The following is an 18,574-nucleotide window of genomic DNA, read 5'->3' on the forward strand; positions in this document are numbered from 1 at the left end:
CGTGGCTGACCTTTCACGCGTGGCAAGCCGCGTCCGTAGCATCGGGCGCGGCTTTGCCGTCACCGCCGGCGCCGGAACCGCGGCCGCCCTGGCCGCCACAGCGTACGGATTGTGGGAGAAGAACCAGTTCGTCGTCCGCGAGGAGACTGTTCCGATCCTGCCGGCGGGCAGGGAGCCTTTCCGGATCCTGCACCTCAGCGACATCCACTTCGTTCCCGGCCAGAAGGCCAAGGCGGCGTGGCTGCAGTCGCTGGCGGCGCTCAGGCCGGACCTGGTGGTGAACACGGGTGACAACCTCAGCCACCCCAAGGCCGTGGACCCGCTGCTCCACGCGCTGGCACCGCTCATGGAGTTCCCTGGCGTGTTTGTTCCAGGCTCCAATGACTACTACGCGCCCAAACTGAAGAACCCCGCCGCCTACCTGATGGGGCCTTCCAAGGCCGCCCCCGACCGGGAGGAAATTGACTGGCCGCGGTTACGCTCCGGCTTCGGCATGGGCGGCTGGATTGATCTGACCAACCGGCACCAGTCCCTGGTCCTCAATGGCATGCGGTTCGATTTCTCCGGCGTGGATGATCCGCACCTCAACCGCGAGCGCTATGCCGGCTGGCCGCGCGGCACCAGGGGCCAGAACGCCACGGATCACCTGCGCGTCGCCGTCATCCACGCCCCCTACCAGCGGGTCCTGGACCACTTCACCGAGGACGGCGCGGACCTGCTCCTGGCCGGCCACACGCACGGCGGCCAATTGTGCATCCCGGGGTACGGCGCCGTCGTCGCGAATTGCGACATTCCCACCTGGCGGGCCAAGGGCCTTAACGACTGGACCAGCAACGGAAGTACGACGCCGGTCAACGTCTCCGGCGGGATCGGCACCTCGCGCTTTGCGCCGGTCCGCATCGCCTGCAAGCCCGAGGCCGTCCTGCTGACGCTCACCCCGCGCGCCTGACTGCCCGCCCGCTGCCTTCCGGAGAGCTGTTGGTCCTCAGGTGACGGGTCACGTGTGAAGGGCGCCACCCATGACATAGGGTAGTTGCTACGGGAAACTACATCGCACCCGATTTCACACCGTTGATTCGCACAGTTGAGTTCAAGAAGCGGGCATGGCCAAGCAGAGTTCATATTTTCGATCCGTCAGCCGTCTCTTTCCGCATGTGAAGCCGGTCCTTCCTCGGCTGATTATGGGCCTGCTGTCCGCACTCCTGGCCAGTGTGGTTGCCCTGACCATCCCGCAGGTACTGCGCGTGCTCATCAACGATTCCCTCCGGCCTGGCGCCACTGCCGGCGCCGTGTGGGGCTCCGCGGGCCTCATCCTGGCCCTGGGCGTCGCCGAAGCGGTACTGGTTGCCCTGCGCCGCACTTTCGTGATCAACCCGGCCACCACCGTGGAGACCCGGATGCGGGTCTCGCTTTACGGCCACCTGCAGGACCTTCCCGTCGCCTTCCATGACCGCTGGGGCTCGGGCCAGCTGCTTTCCCGTGCCATGACGGACCTCAACTTCATCCGGCGGTGGATGGCATTCGGGGCCATCATGCTCGTGGTGACCACCCTCACCGTGGTGATCGGCGTCGTCGTCATGTTCACCATGAGCTGGCAGCTGGCCCTGATCTTCCTGGCCGCCGCAGGACCCGTGATGGTCTACGGCTTCCGTTTCCGGACCCGTTTCAGCAAGGTCACCCGGCGCAGCCAGGACCAGGCCGGCGACCTCGCCACGACGGTTGAGGAATCCGTCCACGGCATCCGCGTGCTGAAGGCCTTCGGCCGCAGCCGCGAGGCGCTGGAGACCTTCAACGGCCAGGCCGAGGAACTGCGGCAGACGGAGATCGCGAAGGCCCGGCACCAGGCCGTCTTCAGCATGGTGGTGACGCTCCTGCCCGAGCTGGCCCTGGGTGCCGGCCTGGTGACGGGCATTCTGCTCGCAGCCAGCGGTCAGCTCAGCATCGGCTCCCTCGTGGCCTTTTTCGCCACCGCCGCCGTTATCGCGGCGCCCGTGGAGTTCTCGGGCATGCTGCTGGCCATGGCACTGACGGCGAAAACGGCACTGGACCGGCACTTCGAGGTCATGGATTCCCAAAACACCATCACCAGCGCGGCGGAGCCCCGCCGGCCCGCCGACGTCAAGGGCGCGCTGAGCTTCAACAGCGTGACGTTCGCTTTCGACGATGCCCCGGACAAGCCGGTCCTGAAGGACGTCCGGCTGGACATCCGTCCGGGCGAAACCATGGCGCTGGTGGGCACCACCGGCAGCGGCAAGAGTGCCCTGCTGCAGCTAGTACCCCGGCTCTATGACGTCACTTCGGGTTCCATCACCCTCGACGGCGTAGACCTGCGGGAGTTCAGCGTCGAGGAACTCCGCACCCTCGTGGCTGTGGCCTTCGAGGACACCACCCTGTTCTCCAGCTCGGTGCGCGACAATGTGCTGCTGGGCGTCCAGGCAGAGGACGCCGACGCCCGGGAGGAAATCCTCGCCCAGGCCCTGGACACGGCGCAGGCGCACTTCGCCTATTCCCTGCCCGAGGGGCTGGACACCCTCATCGGCGAGGAGGGCCTCAGCCTGTCCGGCGGCCAGCGCCAGCGCCTCGCCCTGGCGCGGGCAATAGCGGCCCGGCCGTCCGTGCTGGTCCTTGACGATCCGCTGTCCGCCCTGGACGTGAACACCGAGGAGCTCGTGGAAAACCGGCTGCGGGAGGTGCTGGCCGGCACCACCACGCTCATCGTCGCCCACCGGCCGTCCACGGTGGCTCTGGCCGACAGGGTGGCGCTGCTGGAGAACGGCCGCATCTCCGCCGTCGGAACCCATACCGAACTGCTGGCCGGGAACAGCCACTACCGGTACGTGATCGCGAGCCTGGAGACGGAGCCCCGCGACCTGGACTCCGAGCTGTCAGCCCTCGACGATGCAGAGGAGGTCAGCCGATGAGCGCCACAGCCTTCGGAACTGCCAACGAGGACAACACCCACCTGAGCAAGAGCGACAGCAAGGCAGTACGACGCCGGTCGCTCGCCCTGCTCGGCTCGCTGATCCGTCCCGTGCGGTTAAGGTTCTGGCTCACCATTGCAACAGTGGTCCTCTCGCAGATGGCACGGGTGGCCGGCCCGGCGCTGATTGCGTTCGGCATCGACCACGCCCTGCCCGCCCTCCGCGCGGGCAACAGCCTCCCGCTGGTGCTGACCGGCGTCGCCTATCTGGTCACGGCACTGGCAGCCGCCGGGCTCACGGCCCTGTATGTGACCTCGACGGCGAAACTCAGCCAGGCCATGCTCCTGGACCTGCGGCTTCGCGTGTTCCGCCACACCCAGCGGCTCAGCCTGGAGTTCCACGAGAGGTACACCTCCGGACGGATCATTGCCCGGCAGACCTCGGACCTCGAGGCACTGCGTGAACTGCTGGACTCCGGTGTCAGCTCGCTCGCCTCGGGTGCGCTGTTCATGGTGTTCACGGCCGTCACCGTCTTTGCCCTCGACTGGCGCAGCGGGCTGGTGGTGCTGGCGGCCGCCGTACCCATGTTCTTCCTGGCCCGCTGGTACCAGAAGCATTCGCAGATCGCATTCCGCCAGTCCCGGGTGGTCTCTGCCCGGCTCATCGTGCATTTCATTGAGACCATGACCGGCATCCGGGCGGTCAAGGCCTTCCGCAAGGAGCGCGAAAACGCCGCCCGCTACGGGGAACTCGCGGAGGACTACCGGCAGGCGACGGTCCGCTCCATCAACCTGAACGGCGTCTTCCAGCCCGGCCTGGTGCTGATCGGCAACGTCTGTGTAGCCGCCGTGCTGTTGTTCGGCGGCTTCCGGGTACTGACCGGTGACCTGGCCGTGGGCGTGCTGCTGGCACTGATGCTCTCCACGAAGCGCTTCTTCCAACCCGTGGACCAGATGGCCATGTTCTACAACTCCTTCCAAAGCGCGCAGGCCGCCCTGGAGAAGGTCTCCGGCCTGCTCCAGGAGGTGCCCACGGTGCGTCCGCCGCGGAACGCCGTGGAACTACGTGACGCCCGCGGCGCCGTCGAATTCCGGGACGTCGAGTTCCGCTACGGCAGCGGCCCGCTGATCATCCCCACGCTGAACCTCAGCATTCCCGCCGGCCAGACCGTGGCCCTGGTGGGCCAGACCGGGGCGGGCAAGTCCACGCTGGCCAAGCTGATTGCCCGCTTCTATGACGTGACCGCCGGTTCGGTGATGCTCGACGGCGTGGACGTCCGGCAGCTGGCCACCGCGGACCTGCGGCGGAACATCGTGATGGTCACCCAGGAGGCGTTCCTGTTCAGCGGCTCGGTGGCGGACAACATCGCCCTGGGCCGGCCGGACGCCACGCGGGAGGAGATCGAGGCCGCCGCGAAGGCCGTGGGCGCGCACGAGTTCATCATGGAACTCCCCGAGGGATACGACACCGACGTCAACAAGCGCGGCGGCCGCGTCTCCGCCGGGCAGCGCCAGCTGATCAGCTTCGCACGGGCGTTCCTCGCCCGGCCGGCGGTCCTGATCCTGGACGAGGCCACCTCCTCCCTCGACATCCCCTCCGAGCGGCTCGTGCAGAACGGACTCGCGGGGCTGCTGCGCGGAATGGACGGCACGGGCGCGGCAGGTGAGGGCCCGTCCGGCGACGGGGTGTCCCGGGGAACGGCCCGCACGGCGCTGATCATCGCGCACCGGTTGTCCACCGTGGAAACCGCGGACAGGGTGCTCGTGGTCCACGACGGACAGGTGGTGGAGGATGGCACGCCCGGCGAGCTGATCGGCGGCGACGGCCGCTTCGCCCGGCTGCACAGCGCCTGGAAGGACTCGCTGGTCTGAGCCTCGGCGGCCCTTCCCCGCCTCGATTTCGCATGTTGCCCAGGTATCGGATATCCTTGTTTAGTTGCTTTCGCAGCAGCGGATCGGGATGTAGCGCAGCTTGGTAGCGCGCTTCGTTCGGGACGAAGAGGTCGCAGGTTCAAATCCTGTCATCCCGACCAAAAGGAAAGAGGGTCTCCCCCAGGGAGGCCCTCTTTTCTGTTCCTGCAATTACTGTCCAGGCCCGCCCGGGCCCTGGTTGTGGATGTTCTGGGTGGCCTGCCCGTCGCCGAGCAGCGGGATCCTGGGCCGGCGCGATCCGTCATCCGCCAGGTAGTCGCCCCGGCTCTCGTAGCCCCGGACCTGGTTCAGGTAGCAGTGACGCAGGCGGAGACCGACGCCGAAAAGCACCACAGACTCCAGCAGCGCCGCAATGCCGATCATCCCCCAAACGAACGTCCCGGCGTCGGCCGTCCCCGTGAACACCTCAACTATTGCGGCACCGGCAGCGGCCGCCACGATCAGTGACGTGCCGGCGATGGTCCAGAGGAAAAAGGCCCGCTGCAGGCCGTCGGTCTCTCTCCGTGTCATGGTCCCCACTCCTTGGTTACGGTTGCTGCTGGTGGAAAGAAAAACGGCCCCGGAACATGATGTGCGCATGTTCCGGGGCCGTTCTCCTCATGGAAGCTGTTTACATAGGATCAGGCCAGTTGCCGATGGTGGTCTTTGACACCATGGGATCAGGCCAATTGCCGATAGTGGTCTTGTTCACGTCCTTGACGCGCATCGGATCCGGCCAGTTGCCAATGGCAACCGAGGTGCCCGCGTTGTCCGCGATCGAGCCAGCAGACAGAACGGCGGGAGCCGCAGCAGAAAATGCGAGGGCCCCCGCCAAAACGGCGGCGGCTGCTATCTTCTTCAACATGTGAGAGTTCCTCAATACGAGTCGGATTCGTTGGCAAGTCAGCACAGTCCTTGTTGACATACATTGTAAAATGTTTTCCACAGAGGGTGTCAAGCATTCTGTACAAAGGCTGTCCGGAATAGGAGGAACCCCAGTGGGTAACGGATTCGGGGAGAAGCTGCGCGCTGAGCGGCTGGAGCGCGGACTGACCCAGGCCGAACTGGGCAAAGATTTGTACTCCCCCAGCTACATTTCCTTGCTGGAGACAGGCCGGCGGGAACCCACAGCCGACGTCATCGAAGAGCTCGCCCGCAGGCTTGAGCTCGCGCCCAAGGCGCTGGAAGCGTGGAGCCAGCCCATCTCGGTCAGCGACGCCGAATACGTGCTGGCCGGACTCTACGCCCGGCAGGCCTGGGACCTGCGCGACTACGCCCTCGCGGCCGAGCACGCGGCCAATGCGGCCCGGATAGCCCTCGACGGCAAGAACACCAGCGCCTGGTGGAACATGACCTACATGCAGGCCGAATGCCTCATGAAGCAGGGGCAGCTCAAGGAATGCCAGAAGATCATGGAGCACCTGTCCGAGCACCCGATGGCCACCGAATCTGCTGGCCTCGGTGTCCGGGCGCGCCAGATGCTCGCCGCCTTGTGCCACGGACAGGGACAGCTCAGCACCGCCGTCGAGCACGCCGAGAAGGCGGTGGAGCTGTGCGCACAGCTGCCCAAGGGCTCCACGCTGATCATCGGCGCGCTCCGTGCACTGATCGGCGCCCTGGCCGAGAGCGGCCGGCTGGATGAGGCCTGGAAGTACTGCCAGGACATGAATGAGCAGATGGATGAGCATTCGATGTCCCAGCTCGCGGGCGAGGTGGCCTGGGTGATCGGGAACGTCGCGTTCATGCGGCACGATTACCCGGAGGGCATCAAGCACCACGAGCGGGCCGCCAAGCTGCTCTCCCCCGCCAACGACATCGAGCTCTGGGCCCGATTCAACAAGGCGTCGGCCGCCGTCCGCCTCTCCTCCGGAATCGTGGAGCCGGAGACCCTGTCCGCCATTGAACGCGCTGAGCTCGCGCTGTCCATCGTCGGCGGCAACAAGACGGACCAGCTGGAGGTGGCCTTCATCCGCGCCCGCTGGCTCTACCTCACTGGCGACATCGTGGCCGCCGTGCAGAAGCTCCGCGAGATTCACGCCGAACGCGCCGACCTGGCCAGGCACACCGCCGGCGAAGTCTCGCTGCTGCTCGGCAAGTCGCTGAAGGCCGCGGGCGAAGCCGATGAGGCATTGGTGCACCTGGAGGAGGCGCAGAAGGAATTCAGCGCCGCCGGTGCGCAGGACCGCGTCCAGCAGGCCCTCGATGCGGTGCTGGAGATCCGGCTCGCCCAGCGCCGTGCCGCCGCGGCCGAGGCCAGCTAGCAGCTGCACGCTTAAACGTCGGGCGTAAACGTCAGGCGCCCCAGGGACTATTTCCCGGGGGCGCCCTGAGCGTGTTCAATGCCTAGCTGAAGCTGCGGCCGGTCAGCTTCTCGTAAGCTTCCGCGTAGCGGGCGCGGGTGCGCTCCACGATGTCCGCGGGCAGGGCTGGCGGCGGCGTGTCGGAGGCTTTGTCCCAGCCGGATGCCTCGGACGTGAGCCAGTCCCGGACGAACTGCTTGTCGTAGGACGGCTGCGCCTTGCCGGGCTCGTAGGTGGCGGCGTCCCAGAACCGGGACGAATCCGGGGTGAGGACCTCGTCGCCCAGCGTGATGGCGCCGTTCACGACGTCGTAGCCGAACTCCACCTTGGTGTCGGCCAGGATGATGCCGCGTTCGCGGGCGATCTCCTCGGCCTTGGTGTAGATGCCAAGGGTCAGTTCGCTCAGGCGCGCGGCAATGTCGTCGCCCACGATGGACACGACGGCGTCGTAGGTGATGTTCTCGTCGTGCTCGCCCACCTCGGCCTTGGCCGACGGGGTGAAGATGGCGTGCTCCAGGCGGGAGCCGTCCACCAGCCCTTCCGGCAGCGGAATCTCGCAGACGGTGCCGGATCTCCGGTACTCCACGAGGCCGGAGCCGGTGAGGTAGCCGCGGGCGATGCACTCCACCGGGAACATTTCAAGCTTCTTGCAGATCATGGCACGGCCCTCGACCGCGGCCGGTACGCCGTCCTCCACGGTGGATGCCAGGACGTGGTGTTCAACGTCCAGCTGGTCGAACCACCAGAGGCTCAGCTGGGTCAGGATCCGTCCCTTGTCCGGGATCTCGCTGCTGAGCACATGGTCGTAGGCGCTGATGCGGTCGCTCGCCACCACCAGCACGCATTCCTGCCCGAACTGCTCGTTAATGGATTCGCTGGCCGGGACGTAGAGGTCGCGGACCTTGCCCGAATAGACGTGCTTCCAGCCGGGCAGTTCAATGTGCGGGGTGTCCAGGCCGCGGGGGCCTTCCTGTTCAGCCACTGTCACGCCTTCTCTTCCGAAGCGGAGCCGGCCTGGGCAGCCGTGGGGGCCGCGACGGCGGCCGGCACCTTGATCTCACCGCGTGCGGCCTTGCCTGCGATGTCCGTGCGGAACTGGGCGCCTTCCAGCTGCACCAGCTCCACGCCGTCGTACGCCCTTTCCCGGGCCTCCACCAGGTCGGATCCCAGCGCCACCACGGCCAGCACGCGCCCGCCGGCGGAGACCACCTTGCCCTCGTCGTCGAGCTTGGTTCCGGCGTGGATCACGTGGACGCCGTCCAGCTCGTCCACCTTCTTGAGCCCGCGGATGCGGTCACCGGTGCGCGGGGTGTCCGGGTAGTTTTCCGAGGCGACGACGACGGCGACTGCCGTGTCCTTGGACCAGCGCAGCTCTTCTGCCTGGTCCAGTTCGCCCTTGGCGGCTGACAGCAGAAGGGAACCGAGGGGCGTCTTGAGCCGTGCGAGCACCGCCTGGGTTTCGGGGTCGCCGAAACGGACGTTGAATTCGATGACGCGCGTGCCGCGCCTGGTCAGCGCCAGCCCGACGAACAGCACGCCGACGAACGGAGTGCCACGGCGGGCCATCTCGTCCACGGTGGGCTGGGCGATGCGGTCGATGACCTCCTGGACGAGGCCGTCCGGAGCCCAGTCGAGTGGCGTGTACGCGCCCATGCCGCCGGTGTTGGGGCCTTCGTCGTTGTCATAGATGCGCTTGAAGTCCTGCGCCGGGGACAGGGCCATGGTGTTGCGGCCGTCGCACAGGACGAACACGGAGACCTCGGGGCCATCCAGGAACTCCTCGATGACGACGGTTCCGCCGGCATCGAAGCAGCTCTGGGCGTGGGCCAGGGCCTCGTTCCGGTCGTTGGTGACCACTACGCCCTTGCCGGCGGCCAGGCCGTCATCCTTGACCACATAGGGTGCGCCGAAGGTGTCCAGCGCCGCGGCAGCCTCATCCGCGTTGGCAGCCACCAGCGCCATGGCGGTGGGAACGCCGGCCTCGGCCATGACCTGCTTCGCGAACGCCTTGGAGGCCTCGAGCTGGGCAGCCGCCTTGCTCGGGCCGAACACCGGGATGCCGGCCTCGCGCACGGCGTCGGAGACACCGGCGGCGAGGGGCGCCTCGGGACCGACCACCACCAGGTCGACATCGAGCCGGGTGGCGAGCGCCGCCACTGCGTCCGGATCGTTCCCGTTGATTGCGTGCGTGGGGACGAGCTTGCTGATGCCGGCGTTGCCCGGAGCCGCGTGGACTTCGGAAACGTTGGGGTCGGCAAGGAGGGAGCGGACAATGGCGTGTTCGCGGCCGCCGGGGCCAATGACGAGTACCTTCACAGTCTCCAAGCGTACTTTGTGCACCGTGCTCGCTCCTAAGCTGTGACCGGACCGGACCATCCGCACAGCCGGCAGCTACGAACCAATGCCATGAAGAAGCTCATGGGATGGTTCAGGGGACCAGCCGCACTGGCGGCCCTCGCCGGGGTGGCCGCCGCCGCCGTCGTACTTTCAGTTGCGGAACTGCTGGGGGCGTTCTTCACCGCCCGCGCCACTCCCCTGATTGCCCTGGGCTCGACGTTCATCGACTTCACGCCGCCGTGGCTGAAGGACTTCGCGATTGCGACATTCGGCACCAATGACAAGGCCGCGCTCTTCGCCGGCATGGGCCTGACGATCTTCGTGCTGGCGTGCGTGCTCGGTGCGGTGGCCTACCGGAAATGGGCGCTGGGGGCTGCCGGAGTGATGTTCATGGGCGCGGTGATTGTGGCCAGCGTGGTGACCCGCGCGGGAGTAAGGCATCTGGATGCCCTGCCCTCATTGGCGGGAACCGCGGCCGGGCTGGTGGTGCTGCGGCTGCTGGTGTCACGGCTGTGGCGGCTGCGGGCATTCCCTGATTCTCCGTCCGACGTCGCCGCCAAGGCCCCGGAGCGGCCAGCCACCTCCCGCCGGGCCTTCTTCGCGGCGACCGGCATCACGGCCGCCGCCGCGGGCATCGCCGCCACCGGCGGCCGGCTGCTCAGCGCCGCGCGCAGCAACGTGGCGCAGACCCGGGAGTCACTCCGGCTGCCGGCGCCCGTCCGGCCCGCGGCCGCCGTGCCCGCCGGGGTGCAGTCCGCCACGCCCGGCGTGACGCCGTGGCTGACGCCCGGGAAGGACTTCTACCGGATTGACACTGCCCTCAGCGTTCCGGAGATTAAGGCTGAGGAGTGGGAACTGCGCGTGCACGGACTCGTGGAGGAAGAGGTCCGGCTCACCTTCCAGGACCTGCTCGACGCCGATCTGGTCGAGTCCCATGTGACCCTCACCTGCGTCTCGAATCCGGTGGGCGGCAACCTCGCCGGCAACGCCAGGTGGCTGGGACTGCCCATCCGCGAGGTACTCAATCGGGCCAGGCCCACCGCCGGCGCGGACATGGTCCTCTCCACCTCCATCGACGGATTCAGCGCCTCCACCCCGCTGGAGGTCCTGCAGGACGGCCGCGACGCGATGCTCGCCATCGGCATGAACGGCGAACCGCTGCCGCTGGAACACGGCTACCCCGTGCGCATGGTAGTTCCGGGACTGTACGGCTTTGTATCCGCCACGAAGTGGGTGGTGGATCTGGAGGTGACCCGCTTCGCCGACAGCAAGGCCTACTGGACCCAGCGCGGCTGGTCCGAGCGCGGCCCCATCAAGACGATGGCCCGGGTGGAGGTCCCTAAGTCCTTCGCGGTGGTCCCCGCCGGGCGCGTGGCCATCGGCGGCACGGCATGGGCGCAGACCCGGGGCATCACCAGGGTCGAGGTGCAGATCGACGGCGGCGGCTGGGCTGAGGCCGTGCTCTCGGACGAGGCTTCCGTGGACACGTGGCGCCAATGGTCCTTCGACTGGGACGCCAAGCCGGGTTCGCACTACATCAAGGTGCGGGCCACGGACGGGAGTGGCGAGGTGCAGACGGAGAAGCGCGCCGACCCCGTGCCTGACGGTGCTTCCGGCTGGCAGTCGGTCATGGTCACGGTTGAATAGCCGGTTCAGCGGCGCCTTGGCCGGGCGTCTTCGCCGGCCAGCCGCCCCGGACGGCTCCGAAAGAATGCCCCTGCCGCACCATAGACTGGGGCCATGGGCCTAAATTCGCACGCCACGTTCACTGTGGATTCCGCTGTCGAACTCGCCGTGGTTGAACGAAGCGGATTTGTGGAGTCCCGCCATATCGGGGCGGCCGTGGTGCTCGCCGCTGACGGCCACGTGGTCACTCAGCTTGGCGACATCTCCACCCCCATCCTGGCCCGGTCCACGCTCAAGCCGCTGCAGGCGCTGGCGGCCATGCAGTCCGGCGTTCCGCTGCGCGGCGCCCAGGTTGCCCTCGCCTGCGCCAGCCACACGGGATCCCTCGACCACATGGACGTCGTCGAGGGCATGCTCAAGGCCGCGGGCGTCAAGGAGGACCAGCTGCAGTGCCCCGCCGCGTGGCCGCAGGACGAGACGGCACGGACCTGGTTGACGCGGTCTGAGCGGGGCAAGTCCCGGCTGGCCTTCAACTGTTCGGGGAAACACGCTGCTTTCCTGTGGGCCTGCACGGAAAACGGCTGGGACACGCACAGCTACCTGGAACCCAACCACCCGCTGCAGCAGCGCATCCGCACCGTAATCGAGGAGTACTCCGGCGAACAGATCGCGCACCTGGGCATCGACGGCTGCGGCGCACCGGTAGCGGCGATCTCGCTGACCGGCCTGGCTCGCGCGTACTCCCTGCTCGCCAAGGCCCCGTCCGACAAATCCGCCAACGCCCGCGCCGCCACCATCGCGACCTCCATGCTGGACTACCCGTGGGCGGTCCAGGGCAAGGGCGAAGCCAACACAATCGTGATGGAGGAGCTGGACGTCATCGCCAAGATCGGCGCCGAGGGCATCCTGGTCATGGCCACCTCCCAGGGGGTTTCCGTGGCCCTCAAGATGCTCGACGGCAACCTGCGGGCCACCTCCTTGGTGGGGCTGACCCTGCTGGCAGCGTGCGGAGCGGTCGACATCCCGGGGGTGTCCAGCGTGCTCGAGAAGGTGGTGGAGCCGGTCCTCGGCGGCGGCCGTCCCGTGGGCAAGATCCGCTTGGGCCACGCCGTCTCGGCACTGCTGGACTAACGTACTTTTAGCTTTTCAAGGAGGCACCGGTGGCAGTTGCGCGCCGCAGAATCGACCCGGCCGACGGCCAAGCGGCACTGAACGAATGGGCGGAAGGTGCCGTCCCGCCGTCGGACGCTGCTCCGGGCGCACCCGCCGCGCCTGCGGTTCCCCGTTCGGTGATTGCGATGGCGGTCCGGTACTCCCTCGAGGAGGTCACCGCCCGGGCGCCGGGGAATTCGGTGGAGGTGCGGGTGCCGCCGTTCGGAGTCACCCAGTGCGTGGAGGGCCCGCGGCACACCCGCGGCACTCCCCCGAACGTCATCGAGTGCGACGCCGCCACCTGGCTGGCGATGGTGACCGGGCGGCTGAGTTGGGCCGACGCCGTCGGAGCCGGACGCGTGGCCGCGTCAGGCCTGCGGGCGGACCTGTCGGCACTGCTCCCGCTCTAGGCGCCGCGACGCAGCAGGACGCCAAGCGCGACAAAAGCAGGATCCCGCCCAAGCCTGAATTGCCAAGCCCGGGCGGGATCCTGCCTCCATCCTCTGGAGTTTTTGTCCAGATATCGCGACTTCGGGGGCCTTCAGCGGCGATTATCTGGACAAACTCCGTCTTGTTACTCGTGGTTGATGGCGGCGGACGGCCTGGTCATCTGGAGCTCGGGCATCTCACCCGGGTTGGGACCGCCGCGGAACTTGGGCGAAGCCTGCCCGCCTCCGCTGATCCGTTCCAGTTCCTGCTCCTGGAAGTCCTCCTCCACACCGAGCATCACGGCGGAATCGTGGTTGGTGATCTCGCCGCGGAACGCCCGGACCATGACGCTGCGGTCGAACTGGCCTTCCCACTTGGAGACCACGAAGGTGGCCACGCAGTTGCCCAGCAGGTTGACCACCACGCGCATGGAGTCCATGAGCCGGTCCGCCCCGAGGAGCAGGGCAACGCCGGCCACCGGGAAGATTCCCAAGGCAGCCGCGGTGGCGGACAGCGCCAGGAAGGACGATCCCGGAACGCCGGCCATGCCCTTGGAGGTCAGCAGCAGGACGCCGAGGGCCGCGAGTTGCTGGCCGAGGTCCAGGTGGTGGCCGAAGGCCTGCGCGAGGAACAGCAGGGAGATGGACAGGTAGATCGCCGCACCGTCCAGGTTGAACGAGTAGCCCGTGGGGACCACCAGGCCGGTGGTGGCCCGGGAGCATCCGGCGTTGGTCAGCTTGGTCATGATGCGCGGCATCACGGCCTCCGTGGAGGCGGTGCCGAGGGCCAGCAGGAATTCCTCTCGGGTGTACTTGAGGAACTGCCACAGCGGAACCCGGGCGAAGCTCCAGGCCACCACGAACAGGAGCCCGATGAACACCACCGCGGCGCCGTAGCAGGCTGCGATCAGCATCGCGTAGGTGCCGAGGGTGTCCAGCCCGTACTGGCCGATGATGAAGGCCATCGCGCCGAAGGCACCGATTGGAGCAACCTTCATGATCCAGGACATGATCTTGAAAATGAGCTCGAGGACGGTCTCCATGAGGCTGACGACCGGCAGGCACCGCTCGCGGCCGATGACGACGATGGCGGCGCCGAAGAACACGGAGAAGAAGAGGACCTGCAGCAGGCTGTTGTTGGCGAAGGCGCCGATGACGCTGGTGGGGATGACGTCCAAAATGAAGGCCGCTGCGTCCTTCGGCACGGCGTGGCCGGTCTTGGCGTCGAGGGCCTCCTGGGACAGGGTGCTCGGATCGATGTTCAGGCCCGCTCCGGGCTGGACGACGTTGCCGACAACCAGGCCGAAGACCAGGGCGAAAAGTGTGGCCGCTGTGAAGTAGAGAAGAGCCTTGACTCCTACCCTTCCGACCGCCTTGACGTCGCCGACGGCTGAAATTCCCGTGACGATCACGAGGAAGATCAGCGGCGCGATGATCATTTTGATGAGCTGGATGAAGCCGTCACCGAGCGGCCTCAGTTGAGCGCCTAGGTCCGGCCAGAAATGCCCTATGAGAACACCTGCCACGACGGCGATCAGAATTTGGAAGAAGAGCGACCTATAGAGGGGCTTCTTCTTCGACGGCGCCGAACTCGCCTTCAGCGCCGAGGAATCTGGGATCTTCATTGATCTGTACCTATCAATTGGGAACTGCCCCGGATCGGGGTCTGTTTCCAACGTAACCCCGGTCACACAATTCCGCAAGAGGAAATTGAGTTTTCACGATGCGGAATCGGATTGGCCGGTCACAATCGAGTTTTTGTCCACTTATTGGGAGTGAGAGGCCCTCCAGGTGCCAATATCCGGACAAAACTCTCACCGCTGCCAGCCCTGCTTGCGCAGCGCCTGCTGCTCGGGCGTCAGGTGATGGCGCCCCTCATACTCGATGCAGGTCCTGTACCTCGGGCACCCAGATCCGTCCAGACGGGCCCGTTCAACACGTCGACCGGCGATGCCCCGGCGGCGGGGAAGCGCGCCGCCGTTCTCCCTGGACAGGTGAAGGAACCGTCCGGGCTCCCGGAAGTGCGGACCGCTTTTCTTGCCCCATGGCACAGGTTCGACGACGGCGGTCACCGGCCCGCCGTCGTCGTCGGGACTGAACTCCGCCCATGGCGGCAGCGGAACGCCTTGGACTTCCGCTGCCGTGACCAGGGCAGCGGTGACAATCTGGTCAAGCTCCATTGAGGCACCCCGGGAAGGCCTGCGGGACGTTATCCACATGCGGACCTTCACGGTCGCGAGTTTTTGTCCAGGTACTCGCCGCTGCGGGGCGGCAAAATCAACTGGTCGGAGCGACGGGGAAGGACGGGGCCGGAAGGAAGCGAGGACAGGTCAGCCGCGGCCGATGAAGGGCATTCCCGCCGCTGTGATGACCACCGAGCCCACGCTGGCCGACGGCGGCATCCCGGCCATCATCAGCACTGCCCTGGCAGCGTCCTCCACCGGGAACATCGGTTCCACCCGGCGGCTCCCGTCGGCCTGGAGCGCCCCCGAGCCGACCCCGATGGTGTCCATGATTTCCGTGGCGGTGTTGCCGATGTCGATCTGCCCGCAGGTGATCCCGAACTCCCGGCCGTCGAGCTCGATGCTCCTGGTCAGCCCGGTCATGGCGTGCTTGGTGACGGCGTAGGCGACGGTCCGCGGCCGGGGTGAGTGCGCCGAGATGGAGCCGTTGTTGATGATCCGCCCGCCCTGCGGCGACTGCGCTTTCATCGCCCGGACGGCAGCCCCGGCACACAGCACGGAACCGGTCAGGTTCACGGCCACGGTGGCTTCCCAGTCCGCCAGGCTGATCTCATCCACCGACGCCGCCGGGCCGAAGACGCCGGCGTTGTTGAACAGGACGTCCACCCGGCCCCAGCGCCGGAGGACGGCGGCGAAAAGGCGTTCGACGTCGTCGGGCACGGTGACATCGCACGGAACCGCAAGCGCGTCCGGATGCCCGTCCGCTGTTTCCAGGAGCTGCGGCTCGCGGCGGCCGGCCAGGGCCACCCGGTAACCGCCCGCCAGCATTTGCCGGGCCACTGCCCGTCCAATGCCGGAACCGGCACCGGTCACGACGGCAACCCGTCCCGTCGTCGGTGGAACGGTCATGTTGCTTCTCCTGGAGTTGTTGGAACCTGTGCGGTGATTGGCACCTCAGGCGGTGGCGGAAACGTTGTCAGCCACCAGCGGCCAGCCTATGACGGTCTTGGGCCGCGGCGTTGCGTATGTCCGCACCTTGGACGTGGACAGCTGCATCCGGACCAGGGACTCGGCGATGGTCACGGCGGACGCAACGCCGTCGACAACCGGCACTCCGGCGCGCTGCCGGATCTGTTCGTCCAGGCCCGCCATGCCGCCGCAGCCCAGCACGATCACCTCGGCCTTGTCCTCCCGGACCGCGAGCAGCGCCTGGCTGATGATGGCCTCCACCGCCCGCTCCGGCTCCTCCTCCAGTTCCAGCACGGCCATCCCGCTGGCCCGCACCGAAGCGCAGCGCGCGTCGAGGCCGGCCAGCTTCAGCCGGTCCTCGATGAGGGGCACCGCGCGGTCCAGGGTGGTCACCACGGAATACTTGTGGCCCAGGAACATGGCCGTGCTGGCTGCCGCCTCGGTGATGTCGACGACGGGCACGTCCAGCAGCTCCTGCAGCCCCTCCCGGCCGTGTTCGCCGTAGCCGGCCTGGATGACGGCGTCGAAGGGTTCGGGATAGCTGACCACCCGGTCCATCACGGCGATCGCGGCCAGGTAGCTCTCAAAGTTTCCTTCGCAGGAGTCCGCGCCGAAGCGCGGCGTGATCCCGACAATCTCGGTGCCGGGTGCCGCGATGCTGCGTGCCTGGGCGGCGATGGAGTCGGTCATGGACTGGGTGGTGTTGACGTTCGCAACGAGTATGCGCATGGTTTCCTCCTTGGGTCGGGTGGCTCTTAGTGGGTGCTGGCGACGGCGATGGCCTCGCCGTCGACGTCCTCAAAGCGCTGCCTGCGGTCGGCGATCACGTAGTAGCTGAGTGCGCCGACCCCGGCGCCGAAGAACCAGGCAAACGGTGCGGCCGCCTCGAAGGCAGGGAGGAAGGCGACCAGGATTGCCAGGACCGCCGCCGGCACCAGGGCGATGATCGCCCGCGGGTTGACGCCCCGCTTGTAGAAATAGGCACCATCAGGGTTCTCGGTGTAGAGCTCGGGGACGTTGACCTTTCCACGGCGGAGCAGCCAGTAGTCGGCCATGACCACGCCGAACAGGGGGCCGAGAAGTGCACCCAGGCCGCCCAGGAAGTAGACGATCACGAGGGGGTTGTTGTAGAGGTTCCACGGCAGGATGACCAGGCCGATGGTGCCGCTAACCCAGGCTGCCCGGCGGAAGTTGAGCCGCTTGGGGAAGAGATTGGTGAGGGCGTACACGGGGGCGACGAAGTTGGCCATGAGGTTGACCGCGATGGTCAGGATGAGGATCGCCAGGCAGGCCAGCACCAGGAACAGGGTGTTGGGGATGCTCTGGACGATGTCCGACGGCGTCTCGATGATGGTGCCGTTGATCTTGTACTGACCGCCGGCGAGGACCACCACGATGGCGCCGAAGAGGAGCATGTTGATGGGGATGCCCCAGAAATTGCCGCGCACGATGGACTTTTTGGACACAGCGGAGCGGGTGAAGTCGCAGAAGTTCAGGACAAACGTTCCGTAGATGGAGACCCAGAGGGCGCCGCCAGCGAAGATGGTCCGCCACATCTCGCCACCCTCGAGGCCCCGGATGCCGGTCCACTGGACGGACCCGCGCGCCTCGATGAAGACCCAGACAGCAAGCAGGACCATCGTCACCAGAATCACCGGACCGGCGAAGGCCTCGTACTTGCGGATCATCTCCATGCCGAAGCTGACGATCACGAGCTGTACGATCCACAGCCCCACGAAGGAGATCCAGCCCAGCGTGGAGAGGCCGAGGATGGAGTTGGTGTCCAGGTCATGGAGGGACGGGATCATGGCCACCAGCATGACCCGGAGCACCACCGAGGCAAGGAACGTTTGGATGCCGAACCACGCCACTGCCACCGCGCCGCGCAGCAGGCTTGCGAGCTGGGCGCCACGGATGCCGAAACTGATGCGGCTCATGACGGGAAACGGAACGCCCGTTTTCTGCCCCATGAATCCGGAGAAGCTGAGCAGGACGAAGAGGAGGGCCGCCCCGATGGCCAGGGCCGTCAGGATCTGCCAGCCTCCGAGGCCCAGGGAAAAGAGTCCGACGGCGAACGCATAGTTTCCGAGGCTGTGCACATCGTTCGCCCAGAGGGTGAAGATGCTGTACCCGGTCCAGCGGCGCCCTTGCCGCTTGGTGGGTGCGAGGTCGGCGTTGTAGAGGGCCGGGCTGATGTCGCGGCCGGCTGCAGCGCTGGCCGCTTCGCACAGGGCGTCGGTGGCCGCGGCCTGGTGAACGGGCTGGCCCGACGACGCTGTCGGAGCGGGAGCCGGTTCGACGCCGACTGGTGGAGTCGTATGCATCTGGTTCTCCAGTTTCTTGGGTTTTCGCGGTGGTGAGCCCTCGGTCGGACGATCAGTCGTCGGACGATCATTGCTGTTATTCCACATAGCGAAATAAACTTGTTGAATAGTGAAATAAGCGTATGACCTGCATCACCTCCGGTCAAGATGCGCCAGCTCTGATGATGGTCACAATCTGCAGAAACAGCTCACTCTCGGGCCGGATTGCACCCGCATCCACTGTCCCGTTTGACCCCACTCCGATATGGCGGATAATCTCGAATAGCAAGAATGTTTTCTCACAATACGAAAACATGAGCCCAACATTCAAAGATGAAACGAGGCTGCCGTGGCTGCAGGAGAAGATACCTCCCATATCCTCAGCGGGTTGACTAACCAGCTGCCTGATCGTGATCCGGAAGAGACCGCCGAGTGGGTTGAGTCC

The 18,574-nt window shown here is 66.7% G+C and carries 17 protein-coding genes and 1 tRNA gene; 8 read left to right on the plus strand and 10 right to left on the minus strand.

The annotated features are described in order from the left end of the window. The first annotated feature begins 1 nt into the window (after window position 1). The 4 genes from AC5RWD_RS18415 to AC5RWD_RS18430 all read left to right on the plus strand — a co-directional run bounded on the left by AC5RWD_RS18415 (window position 2) and on the right by AC5RWD_RS18430 (window position 4,953). The gene (locus AC5RWD_RS18415; RefSeq protein ID WP_494021386.1) at window positions 2-949 is read left to right on the plus strand and encodes a metallophosphoesterase; all 948 of its coding nucleotides are present in this window, start codon (window positions 2-4) and stop codon (window positions 947-949) included. A 154-nt stretch (window positions 950-1,103) separates the two neighbouring features. Further along, a complete protein-coding gene (locus AC5RWD_RS18420; RefSeq protein ID WP_494021387.1) occupies window positions 1,104-2,921 on the plus strand; it encodes an ABC transporter ATP-binding protein in 1,818 nt (605 codons plus the stop codon). Continuing rightward, on the plus strand, window positions 2,918-4,792 hold the full coding sequence (locus AC5RWD_RS18425) for an ABC transporter ATP-binding protein (protein ID WP_494021388.1): 1,875 nt from the start codon (window positions 2,918-2,920) through the stop codon (window positions 4,790-4,792). Before AC5RWD_RS18420 ends, AC5RWD_RS18425 begins: the two co-directional genes overlap by 4 nt. An 84-nt stretch (window positions 4,793-4,876) precedes the next feature. Further along, window positions 4,877-4,953, plus strand: a tRNA-Pro gene (locus tag AC5RWD_RS18430). 49 nt (window positions 4,954-5,002) lie between these two features. Here the strand turns inward: AC5RWD_RS18430 and AC5RWD_RS18435 are convergent. Continuing rightward, window positions 5,003-5,362, minus strand: a complete 360-nt coding sequence (locus AC5RWD_RS18435; protein ID WP_494021389.1) for a hypothetical protein — start codon at window positions 5,360-5,362, stop codon at window positions 5,003-5,005. 100 nt (window positions 5,363-5,462) lie between these two features. After that, window positions 5,463-5,696, minus strand: a complete 234-nt coding sequence (locus tag AC5RWD_RS18440) for a hypothetical protein (RefSeq protein WP_306925732.1) — start codon at window positions 5,694-5,696, stop codon at window positions 5,463-5,465. Window positions 5,697-5,829: 133 nt separating this feature from the next. Here AC5RWD_RS18440 and AC5RWD_RS18445 point away from each other — a divergent pair, with 133 nt between their 5' ends. Continuing rightward, complete coding sequence (locus tag AC5RWD_RS18445) at window positions 5,830-7,092, plus strand: helix-turn-helix domain-containing protein (protein ID WP_494021390.1); 1,263 nt, start codon at window positions 5,830-5,832, stop codon at window positions 7,090-7,092. An 82-nt stretch (window positions 7,093-7,174) separates the two neighbouring features. Here AC5RWD_RS18445 and AC5RWD_RS18450 read toward each other — a convergent pair whose 3' ends face one another. Then, window positions 7,175-8,113, minus strand: a complete 939-nt coding sequence (locus AC5RWD_RS18450; protein ID WP_494021391.1) for a phosphoribosylaminoimidazolesuccinocarboxamide synthase — start codon at window positions 8,111-8,113, stop codon at window positions 7,175-7,177. A 2-nt stretch (window positions 8,114-8,115) separates the two neighbouring features. Continuing rightward, window positions 8,116-9,447, minus strand: a complete 1,332-nt coding sequence (gene purD, locus AC5RWD_RS18455) for a phosphoribosylamine--glycine ligase (RefSeq protein ID WP_494021403.1) — start codon at window positions 9,445-9,447, stop codon at window positions 8,116-8,118. A gap of 90 nt (window positions 9,448-9,537) precedes the next feature. Here purD and AC5RWD_RS18460 point away from each other — a divergent pair, with 90 nt between their 5' ends. The 3 genes from AC5RWD_RS18460 to AC5RWD_RS18470 all read left to right on the plus strand — a co-directional run bounded on the left by AC5RWD_RS18460 (window position 9,538) and on the right by AC5RWD_RS18470 (window position 12,656). Beyond that, window positions 9,538-11,115 (plus strand): molybdopterin-dependent oxidoreductase, encoded by a 1,578-nt coding sequence (locus tag AC5RWD_RS18460; protein WP_494021392.1) that lies wholly within the window; start codon window positions 9,538-9,540, stop codon window positions 11,113-11,115. A 93-nt stretch (window positions 11,116-11,208) separates the two neighbouring features. Beyond that, complete coding sequence (locus tag AC5RWD_RS18465) at window positions 11,209-12,225, plus strand: asparaginase (protein ID WP_494021393.1); 1,017 nt, start codon at window positions 11,209-11,211, stop codon at window positions 12,223-12,225. 29 nt (window positions 12,226-12,254) lie between these two features. Further along, window positions 12,255-12,656: a sterol carrier family protein gene (locus AC5RWD_RS18470; RefSeq protein ID WP_494021394.1), complete on the plus strand. Its 402-nt coding sequence runs from the start codon at window positions 12,255-12,257 to the stop codon at window positions 12,654-12,656. 164 nt (window positions 12,657-12,820) lie between these two features. Here the strand turns inward: AC5RWD_RS18470 and AC5RWD_RS18475 are convergent, their stop codons facing one another. The 6 genes from AC5RWD_RS18475 to AC5RWD_RS18500 all read right to left on the minus strand — a co-directional run. After that, window positions 12,821-14,299, minus strand: a complete 1,479-nt coding sequence (locus AC5RWD_RS18475) for a cation:dicarboxylate symporter family transporter (RefSeq protein WP_494021395.1) — start codon at window positions 14,297-14,299, stop codon at window positions 12,821-12,823. A gap of 189 nt (window positions 14,300-14,488) precedes the next feature. Beyond that, complete coding sequence (locus AC5RWD_RS18480) at window positions 14,489-14,854, minus strand: putative endonuclease domain-containing protein (RefSeq protein ID WP_494021396.1); 366 nt, start codon at window positions 14,852-14,854, stop codon at window positions 14,489-14,491. A gap of 150 nt (window positions 14,855-15,004) precedes the next feature. Further along, window positions 15,005-15,766 (minus strand): SDR family oxidoreductase, encoded by a 762-nt coding sequence (locus tag AC5RWD_RS18485; RefSeq protein WP_494021397.1) that lies wholly within the window; start codon window positions 15,764-15,766, stop codon window positions 15,005-15,007. A gap of 45 nt (window positions 15,767-15,811) precedes the next feature. Next, window positions 15,812-16,555 (minus strand): aspartate/glutamate racemase family protein, encoded by a 744-nt coding sequence (locus tag AC5RWD_RS18490; protein ID WP_494021398.1) that lies wholly within the window; start codon window positions 16,553-16,555, stop codon window positions 15,812-15,814. 26 nt (window positions 16,556-16,581) lie between these two features. Continuing rightward, window positions 16,582-18,150 (minus strand): NCS1 family nucleobase:cation symporter-1, encoded by a 1,569-nt coding sequence (locus AC5RWD_RS18495; protein WP_494021399.1) that lies wholly within the window; start codon window positions 18,148-18,150, stop codon window positions 16,582-16,584. A 142-nt stretch (window positions 18,151-18,292) separates the two neighbouring features. Next, window positions 18,293-18,574, minus strand: a 282-nt coding sequence (locus tag AC5RWD_RS18500; protein ID WP_494021404.1) for a hypothetical protein, incomplete at its 5' end; no start/stop codon positions are given.

This window comes from Arthrobacter sp. CMU6 (assembly GCF_059090205.1).

Coding starts and splice junctions, on each gene's coding strand:
- AC5RWD_RS18420 (WP_494021387.1), top strand. CDS start 1,104: ATGGCCAAGCAGAGTTCATATTTTCGATCCGTCAGCCGTCTCTTTCCG.
- AC5RWD_RS18425 (WP_494021388.1), top strand. CDS start 2,918: ATGAGCGCCACAGCCTTCGGAACTGCCAACGAGGACAACACCCACCTG.
- AC5RWD_RS18435 (WP_494021389.1), bottom strand. CDS start 5,362: ATGACACGGAGAGAGACCGACGGCCTGCAGCGGGCCTTTTTCCTCTGG.
- AC5RWD_RS18440 (WP_306925732.1), bottom strand. CDS start 5,696: ATGTTGAAGAAGATAGCAGCCGCCGCCGTTTTGGCGGGGGCCCTCGCA.
- AC5RWD_RS18460 (WP_494021392.1), top strand. CDS start 9,538: ATGAAGAAGCTCATGGGATGGTTCAGGGGACCAGCCGCACTGGCGGCC.
- AC5RWD_RS18465 (WP_494021393.1), top strand. CDS start 11,209: ATGGGCCTAAATTCGCACGCCACGTTCACTGTGGATTCCGCTGTCGAA.
- AC5RWD_RS18475 (WP_494021395.1), bottom strand. CDS start 14,299: ATGAAGATCCCAGATTCCTCGGCGCTGAAGGCGAGTTCGGCGCCGTCG.
- AC5RWD_RS18480 (WP_494021396.1), bottom strand. CDS start 14,854: ATGGAGCTTGACCAGATTGTCACCGCTGCCCTGGTCACGGCAGCGGAA.
- AC5RWD_RS18485 (WP_494021397.1), bottom strand. CDS start 15,766: ATGACCGTTCCACCGACGACGGGACGGGTTGCCGTCGTGACCGGTGCC.
- AC5RWD_RS18490 (WP_494021398.1), bottom strand. CDS start 16,555: ATGCGCATACTCGTTGCGAACGTCAACACCACCCAGTCCATGACCGAC.
- AC5RWD_RS18495 (WP_494021399.1), bottom strand. CDS start 18,150: ATGCATACGACTCCACCAGTCGGCGTCGAACCGGCTCCCGCTCCGACA.